This is a genomic window from Flavobacterium branchiophilum NBRC 15030 = ATCC 35035, from assembly GCF_002217205.1.
GTDB classification, from domain to species: Bacteria; Bacteroidota; Bacteroidia; order Flavobacteriales; family Flavobacteriaceae; genus Flavobacterium; species Flavobacterium branchiophilum.
The window spans coordinates 12,846-14,155 of sequence record NZ_MUGT01000034.1 but is presented as its reverse complement, the minus strand read 5'-3'; the positions used below and the strand labels follow the sequence as shown (position 1 = coordinate 14,155).

The 1,310-nt window shown below is 37.3% G+C and carries 1 protein-coding gene; it reads right to left on the bottom strand.

Going from position 1 to position 1,310, the window contains the following annotated elements:
- Positions 1-28 precede the first annotated feature (28 nt).
- Complete coding sequence (gene dusB, locus B0A58_RS04600; protein WP_089080061.1) at positions 29-1,018, bottom strand: tRNA dihydrouridine synthase DusB; 990 nt, start codon at positions 1,016-1,018, stop codon at positions 29-31.
- Positions 1,019-1,310 lie beyond the last annotated feature (292 nt).

Sequence of the window (1,310 nt, the reverse complement as noted above, 5' to 3'; positions counted from 1 at the left end):
ATTTCCACTGCTATCCCTCACACCAAACTCAAACACCATCCTGCTCATAAACTTCTATAAGGTGTTCTAAAGTGTTCAACAACATTTCTGGACAATCCAACGTAACCAGCTTTTGACGGTGCTCTTTAAAATGGGCAATGCCCTTAAAATAATTGGTATAATGCCTACGCATTTCCACAATACCAAGGCGTTCCCCTTTCCATTCCATCGACCATTGCAAATGGTTCTTGGCCGCTTCAACCCTGTCTGCCATTGTTGGTGCTGGCAATATGTTGCCCGTTTGCAAAAAATGTTTAATTTCATCAAATATCCATGGATATCCAATAGCCGCCCTACCTATCATAATGCCATCTATACCATATTCATTTTTGTATTGTAAGGCTTTTTGGGGCGAATCAATGTCGCCATTGCCAAAAATGGGCATTGTAATGCGTGGATTGTTTTTAATCCGTGCAACATGAGACCAATCTGCTTGCCCTTTATACATCTGCGATCGGGTTCTAGCATGAATAGACAATGCCTGAACACCAATATCCTGAAGCCTTTCTGCCACTTCATCTATGTTAATAGAATTTTCATCCCAGCCCAATCGGGTTTTTACAGTTACAGGCAAATGGGTAGCATCTATAACCGCTTTTGTCAGTTTGATCATCAAATCGACATCTTTCAAAACACCAGCTCCTGCTCCTTTAGTAACTACTTTTTTTACAGGACAACCAAAATTGATGTCTATCAAATCTGGATTGACTGCCGAAACAATTTTTGATGACAAAGCCATAGCCTCTTCATCTCCACCAAAAATTTGGATGCCAATAGGGCGTTCGTAATCAAAAATATCCAATTTCATTTTGCTCTTAATAGCATCTCTAATCAATCCCTCCGACGATATAAACTCAGAATACATCAAATCTGCGCCGTGCCTCTTGCACAAGCGTCTAAACGGCGGATCGCTTACATCTTCCATTGGTGCCAATAACAATGGAAATTCAGGTAATTCAATAGAGCCAATTTTAATCATAATAAGAATATTTAGTGCAAAATTACATTAAATTTTTTGTAGAAAAAAAGATTTATAACACACCCCTTTTAGTAACATGAAATTTTTGTACGAATATGGTTTGTTATAAAATAGAACTATCCGCAACTTGAACAATTTTTTAAAGTATAAATTTGTTCTCAACTATTTTTATGAGCCGAAACTTGATTCACTATTCTCATTGCGATGCTGCAAGTTCCATTTTCACGCATAGAAGCATAGTACTTTAATACGAAACATATTTATAAAATAGTGCAAAGTTGCGTAGTTATTT